At 41.3% G+C, this 6000-nt stretch carries 7 protein-coding genes and 1 tRNA gene; 1 reads left to right on the top strand and 7 read right to left on the bottom strand.

All coding sequences use genetic code 11. From position 1 onward, the window contains the following. Positions 1–4: 4 nt before the first annotated feature. The 6 genes from M1G01_RS09555 to pbp2a all read right to left on the bottom strand — a co-directional run bounded on the left by M1G01_RS09555 (position 5) and on the right by pbp2a (position 3915). Positions 5–76 (bottom strand) — tRNA-Glu (locus M1G01_RS09555). 64 nt (positions 77–140) lie between these two features. Further along, positions 141–614 (bottom strand): hypothetical protein, encoded by a 474-nt coding sequence (locus M1G01_RS09550; RefSeq protein WP_045591891.1) that lies wholly within the window; start codon positions 612–614, stop codon positions 141–143. A 120-nt stretch (positions 615–734) separates the two neighbouring features. Then, on the bottom strand, positions 735–1271 hold the full coding sequence (gene nusG, locus M1G01_RS09545; RefSeq protein WP_000376732.1) for a transcription termination/antitermination protein NusG: 537 nt from the start codon (positions 1269–1271) through the stop codon (positions 735–737). 57 nt (positions 1272–1328) lie between these two features. Further along, positions 1329–1505 carry a preprotein translocase subunit SecE gene (gene secE / locus M1G01_RS09540; RefSeq protein ID WP_000505776.1) on the bottom strand — a complete coding sequence of 59 codons (177 nt, stop codon included), beginning with the start codon at positions 1503–1505 and terminating at the stop codon, positions 1329–1331. Positions 1506–1514: 9 nt separating this feature from the next. Then, positions 1515–1667: a 50S ribosomal protein L33 gene (rpmG, locus tag M1G01_RS09535; protein ID WP_001809375.1), complete on the bottom strand. Its 153-nt coding sequence runs from the start codon at positions 1665–1667 to the stop codon at positions 1515–1517. A gap of 52 nt (positions 1668–1719) precedes the next feature. Beyond that, positions 1720–3915: a penicillin-binding protein PBP2A gene (pbp2a, locus tag M1G01_RS09530; RefSeq protein ID WP_247931692.1), complete on the bottom strand. Its 2196-nt coding sequence runs from the start codon at positions 3913–3915 to the stop codon at positions 1720–1722. Positions 3916–4001: 86 nt separating this feature from the next. Between pbp2a and M1G01_RS09525 the strand changes: the two genes are divergently transcribed. Further along, positions 4002–4877 (top strand): RluA family pseudouridine synthase, encoded by an 876-nt coding sequence (locus M1G01_RS09525; protein WP_080976186.1) that lies wholly within the window; start codon positions 4002–4004, stop codon positions 4875–4877. 66 nt (positions 4878–4943) lie between these two features. Here the strand turns inward: M1G01_RS09525 and gap are convergent, their stop codons facing one another. Beyond that, on the bottom strand, positions 4944–5951 hold the full coding sequence (gene gap / locus M1G01_RS09520) for a type I glyceraldehyde-3-phosphate dehydrogenase (RefSeq protein WP_000260682.1): 1008 nt from the start codon (positions 5949–5951) through the stop codon (positions 4944–4946). Positions 5952–6000: the final 49 nt, after the last annotated feature.

Below are 6000 nucleotides of genomic sequence, written 5' to 3'. Positions count from 1 at the left end.
ACCATAGTCCGTACGGGATTCGAACCCGTGTTACCGCCGTGAAAAGGCGGTGTCTTAACCCCTTGACCAACGGACCTGAGCTTTTCGACTCTTTCTATTATACCTACTTTTTTACCTTTGTCAAGGACTTTTTTTCCTCTTTACCGAAATTCTGAAAAGATAAGGGAAAGTTCTCTCAGGAGAGCTTTACGTCCTCTAAAGACTTCCCCTCCCATGAGACGGTCTATTAATTCTTGTTTTTCCATACTCTGCTTTGATTTGTAATTCTTTAGAAGTTCGTGAAAGAGATAATAATCGTCCAGCCTGAGTCCTTTTTCTCCTAGACGATGGCTAATCTCACTCACCTCTTCATAGGGTTCTTTGTCAAAACGGCGCTTGTGACTTTCCTGTTTACGGATGTAATCTAGAATACGATTTCTAAATTTTGTTTTAAAGCAAACATATAGTTGATGGCGCTCCCCCTCTAGTAACTCTGGGTTGCGACTCACCAGCTCATACAGACATAACATGCCTTCCTGATCCCAGTCCTCTTTCTCCCACAGATGCAAATGATAATCTTTGCGACACTTATGGACGATTCCCTTGCTTTCTTCATATAAGTCTTTTAGATTCATAGACCTCTCCTTTCTGCATTTAGTTTAGCAAAATGCGCGAGTCCATGGGTCTACTTCCTCTGTTTTATACTTCTTCCTCCCTCAACGGCACATAAAAAGAGAGGCAAAGCCTCTCTGGGGTTATAATTCTGCAATTTGGTTGAGATTCACTTCTGCAATCGTATCATTACCAAACATAGAGATAATCATCTTCACTTTGTTGTTATCAATTTCAGTAATTTTACCTGTGTAGTCTGCAAAAGCGCCATCAATGATGCGGACTGTCTGGCCAACTTCAACATCAATATCGAACTCTTGAACAGTTTGTCCCATTGAAACCAGAATATCACGGATTTCTTGTTCCAAAAGTGGAGTTGGTTTTGATCTGTTACCGTGTGAGCCGACGAATCCTGTTACGTTAGGTGTGTTTCGAACGACAAACCATGCTTCATCTGTCATGACCATTTCTACAAGGACATAACCTGGAAAGCGATTCTCTTCAACTTCCTTTTTCTTTCCATTTTTCTCAACTTGCACGGTTTGTGTTGGAATCTCAACGCGTAGAATATTATCCAACATGTTATATGTTTGCGCACGTTGCAATAGATTTTCTTTTACCTTATTTTCATAGCCAGAATAAGTTTGTAGAACAAACCATCCCTTGTCAAAACTATCCATGATATTTCCTTTCATACATATATAGAAGAAAGTTAGCAGAACTTCTCCACTTTTCTTCTAAAAAATGTTAATAAATCGAATCAAACCTGATACAATCAACTGGTCAAAAATGTAAATGATGACCACAAAGAAGGCTGTGTATTCCATAATAGAGCGAAAATCTCTCCAGCTTTCTTTGCGAGTTGGCCAAGTTGTTTCTTTAAGAAGTTTAAAAATATCCTTAATAAAACCCATCGTTCTCTCCTATCTCGTTTCTCTATGTGTCGTATATTTTCCACAATGTTTACAAAATTTATTTACTTCTAGTCGTGTTGGCTTGGGGTTCCCACTAATTTTGATTGAGTAATTCCTTGAACCACAAACTGCACAAGCTAGGCTTGCTTTTTTTAGTGCCATAACGCCTCCATCTTATCTATTATAACAAGAAACCTAGGCTTTGACAAGCCTCTTAACGAAATAGATTAAGGATTGAGTCCCATATTGTCTGGGCTTTTTCTTTTATTTTAGCTTCTGAAATCGCACGTCCTGCTTCATCTACAAGATTTTGTGCACGACTACGAATATCTCCTATCGGGTCCTCAGACTGGTTTGTCTCATTTTCAACAACCTGCTTTTTCGTATTTTCTGGTTCAATCCCATTTTGTTTATAAGCATTCTCAACTGTAAAAGTGCTACCTGTAGTGTAAGGTAAAATGGTATTAGCCATACTTCTAAAGACATGGGCTGCTCCATTGGAGGTCGAACCTGCTAAATAATGATTCTCATCTGTTGTTGGGAAGCCGAGCCAGTGGCTGATGACCACATCCGGAGTATAACCAATCACCCACTGGTCACTGGTATATTCCGGGTTGAAAACAGCTTCAGTCGTACCTGTTTTACCAGCCATAACGTAATCCGCTGGCGACGAACTAATTCCCGTACCATTGGTAAATGTTCCTAGCATCATGCTGGTCATTTTATCAGCTACAGACTTATCAATCACTCGTTTTTGGGAGTTTTTATGACTCTTGATGACCTGGCCGCTGGCATTTTCAATACGAGTGATGAAATGTGCTTCAGGCATTAAACCTCCATTAGCAAAGGCTGCATAGGCTTGCGCCATCTGGAGAGGATTCGTTTCCACACCTCCACCAAGAGCAACTCCAAGAACTCGGTCAACTTTTTCCATATTCAGACCAAATCTCTCCCCAGCGTCAAAAGCTTTGTCAATACCTAATTCATTTACAGTCGCAACAGCTGGCAGGTTGAGTGATTCCGCCAAGGCCTGATACATAGGTACTTCTGGAGATGTCTTAATACCCGCATAGTTATCTACTTGATAACTGTTGTACTGCATCGTATGATTATCCAGTTGCTTGTTCAAGGCCCATCCTGCTTCTACTGCGGGTGTATAAACGACTAAAGGTTTAATAGTTGAGCCTGGGCTACGCTTAGACTGAGTGGCATAGTTGAAATTGCGGAAGCCTGGTTTGTCATCACCAGCTACACGGCCAACAACTCCACGCACTCCACCCGTTTTAGGCTCTAGAGCAACACTACCTGATTCGGCATGCGTTCCATCTTCTGCCGTTGGAAATAGCGAAGTGTTTTCGTAAATAACCTGCATGTTTGCTTGGTAGTTTTGGTCAAGCTCTGTGTAGATTCGATAGCCGTTGTTGACAATCTCTTCTTCTGTGAGATTGTACTTGGAAACTGCTTCGTTGACAACTGCATCAAAATAGGACGGGTAACGATAATCCGAAACTTTGCCTTCATACTTATCTTGCAGTTGAGAAGCCATATCTACTCCAGCCGCTTCGGTTTCTTGATTTTTATCAATATAGCCCGCTGCAACCATATTTTGCAAAACAGTATCCCTACGGTTGGTCGAAGTTTCAACAGAATTTAATGGATTGTACAATTCTGGTCCCTTGAGCATCCCTGCTAGAGTAGCCGCCTGATTAAGCGTTAGTTGTGAAGCCGATACACCAAAATATTTCTTACTTGCATCTTCAACGCCCCATACTCCATTTCCAAAGTAGGCGTTATTGAGGTACATAGTAAGGATTTGCTCCTTGCTGTATTTCTTTGTCAACTCTAAGGCAAGGAAAAACTCCTTGGCCTTCCGTTCAACGGTCTGGTCCTGGGAAAGATAGGCATTTTTCGCCAACTGTTGAGTGATGGTGGAACCCCCTCCAGAACGACCCGCTGTAAGGATGGCTAGAAAGAAACGACCGTAGTTAATCCCATCATTTTTATAAAAGGAACGGTCCTCTGTCGCGACGACAGCATTCTGCAAGTCTTTACTAATATCTGTCAGTTCAACATAGGTTCCCTTTTGACCTGATAGGGCTCCTGCCTCTTTTTCTTCGCGGTCAAAAATCAGAGTTCGCGTTTTCAAGGCATTTTGCAAGTCATTGACATTGGTCGACTTGGCTATCGCAAATAGGTAGGTTCCTACTAGCAAACCTGCACTTAACCCTAAAATGATGACAATTTTTGTCAGATGATAACGGCGCCAAAATTTCCGAATCGGGCCTACTTGGGACAATTTTTTTCTATCGCTCCGTGAACGGCGCATGCTAGTCGAATCAGACTCCGCTGATTCATTCGTTTCTTTTTTAAAGAGAGAAAGAAACTTCTCAAATAATTTATCTAATTTCATGCGTTTATTTTATCATCTTCACCATAGGAACTCAAGAATTTAGCTACTCCCTATCCAAATAGGGCTTTTTTTGTTACAATATCTGTATGCAATTCACATTTACATTACCCGAATCCTTGCCTCAAATGACGGTCAAACAATTCTTAGAGGAACAACTCCTCATCCCTAGAAAAATCCGCCATTTTTTGAGAATAAAGAAGAACATCCTAATTAACCACAAAGAAATTCACTGGAACGAGATGGTCAAGCCAGGGGACATTTGCCAGTTGACTTTTGACGAGGAAGATTATCCCCAAAAAGAAATCCTTTGGGGCAATCCAGACCTCGTTCAAGAGATTTATCAAGACCAACATCTCATTATCGTCAACAAGCCCGAAGGCATGAAAACTCACGGAAATCAACCTAATGAAATTGCCCTTCTCAACCATGTCTCTGCCTACGTTGGTCAAACCTGCTATGTCGTTCATCGCCTGGACATGGAAACAAGCGGTTTAGTGCTTTTTGCTAAAAATCCTTTTATCTTACCCATTCTCAATCATTTGTTGGAAAAAAAGGAAATCGTTCGTGAGTACTGGGCACTTATAGAAGGGCGAGTAGAGAGTAAAGAACTTATCTTCCGAGATAAAATCGGCCGTGATCGCCACGATCGTAGAAAAAGAATAGTTGATGCAAAAAATGGACAATATGCTGAAACGCATATCAGTCGATTAAAGCAATTTCCAAATCAGACTACCCTTGTCCGTTGCAAACTAAAGACCGGTCGAACGCATCAGATTCGTGTTCACCTTTCTCATCATAAGTACCCTATCCTGGGCGATCCTCTCTATAACTCTAGATCAAAAGTAAGCAGGCTCATGCTCCATGCCTTTCGACTTTCCTTTACCCATCCACTTACCTTAGAAAAATTGAGTTTTACTGCCCTCTCGGATACTTTCGAAACAGAATTAAAACAAAATGGATGACACTATCATCCATTTTTCTATACAAAAAAGCAAGACCAGAAGGCCTTGCTTTTATCGACTCAAGAATTATTTAGCGATTTTTGCAAAGTATTCAAGAGTACGTACAAGTTGTGCAGTGTATGACATTTCGTTGTCGTACCATGATACAACTTTAACCAATTGTTTACCATCAACGTCAAGAACTTTAGTTTGAGTTGCGTCAAACAATGAACCGTAAGACATACCTACGATATCTGAAGATACGATTGGATCTTCTGTGTAACCGTATGATTCGTTTGAAGCTGCTTTCATAGCTGCGTTCACTTCATCAACAGTAACGTTCTTTTCAAGAACTGCTACCAATTCAGTAACTGATCCAGTTGGAGTTGGAACACGTTGTGCAGATCCGTCAAGTTTACCGTTCAATTCTGGGATTACAAGACCGATAGCTTTAGCAGCACCAGTTGAGTTAGGAACGATGTTTGCAGCACCAGCACGAGCACGGCGAAGGTCACCACCACGGTGTGGTCCATCAAGGATCATTTGGTCACCAGTGTAAGCGTGGATAGTAGTCATCAATCCTTCTACAACACCGAAGTTGTCTTGAAGAGCTTTAGCCATTGGAGCCAAGCAGTTTGTAGTACATGAAGCACCTGAGATAACTGTTTCAGTACCGTCAAGAACGTCGTGGTTAGTGTTGAATACAACTGTTTTAACGTCGTTTCCACCAGGAGCAGTGATAACAACTTTCTTAGCTCCACCTTTAAGGTGTTTTTCAGCTGCATCTTTCTTAGCAAAGAAACCAGTTGCTTCAAGAACGATTTCTACACCGTCAGTAGCCCAGTCGATTTGTTCTGGATCACGTTCAGCAGAAACTTTAACGAATTTACCGTTAACTTCGAATCCACCTTCTTTAACTTCTACAGTACCGTCGAAACGACCTTGAGTTGTGTCGTATTTCAACAAGTGAGCAAGCATAACTGGATCTGTAAGGTCGTTGATGCGAGTAACTTCAACACCTTCTACGTTTTGGATACGGCGGAAAGCAAGACGACCGATACGGCCGAAACCGTTAATACCAACTTTAACTACCATTAGTGATTTCCTCCTTATGAAAATCATGAAAATTTTATTGTGAAAAGAG

It is taken from the genome of Streptococcus oralis, from assembly GCF_023110055.1.
Taxonomy (GTDB): domain Bacteria; phylum Bacillota; class Bacilli; order Lactobacillales; family Streptococcaceae; genus Streptococcus; species Streptococcus oralis_BY.
The sequence above is the reverse complement of the archived record's forward strand: the minus strand, read 5'-3'. Positions and strand labels throughout refer to the sequence as shown.

Bases quoted from the DNA above. Each gene is read 5' to 3' on its own strand.
- gap (WP_000260682.1), bottom strand. From the start codon at position 5,951: ATGGTAGTTAAAGTTGGTATTAACGGTTTCGGCCGTATCGGTCGTCTT.
- M1G01_RS09525 (WP_080976186.1), top strand. From the start codon at position 4,002: ATGCAATTCACATTTACATTACCCGAATCCTTGCCTCAAATGACGGTC.
- nusG (WP_000376732.1), bottom strand. From the start codon at position 1,271: ATGGATAGTTTTGACAAGGGATGGTTTGTTCTACAAACTTATTCTGGC.
- M1G01_RS09550 (WP_045591891.1), bottom strand. From the start codon at position 614: ATGAATCTAAAAGACTTATATGAAGAAAGCAAGGGAATCGTCCATAAG.
- secE (WP_000505776.1), bottom strand. From the start codon at position 1,505: ATGGGTTTTATTAAGGATATTTTTAAACTTCTTAAAGAAACAACTTGG.
- pbp2a (WP_247931692.1), bottom strand. From the start codon at position 3,915: ATGAAATTAGATAAATTATTTGAGAAGTTTCTTTCTCTCTTTAAAAAA.
- rpmG (WP_001809375.1), bottom strand. From the start codon at position 1,667: ATGGCACTAAAAAAAGCAAGCCTAGCTTGTGCAGTTTGTGGTTCAAGG.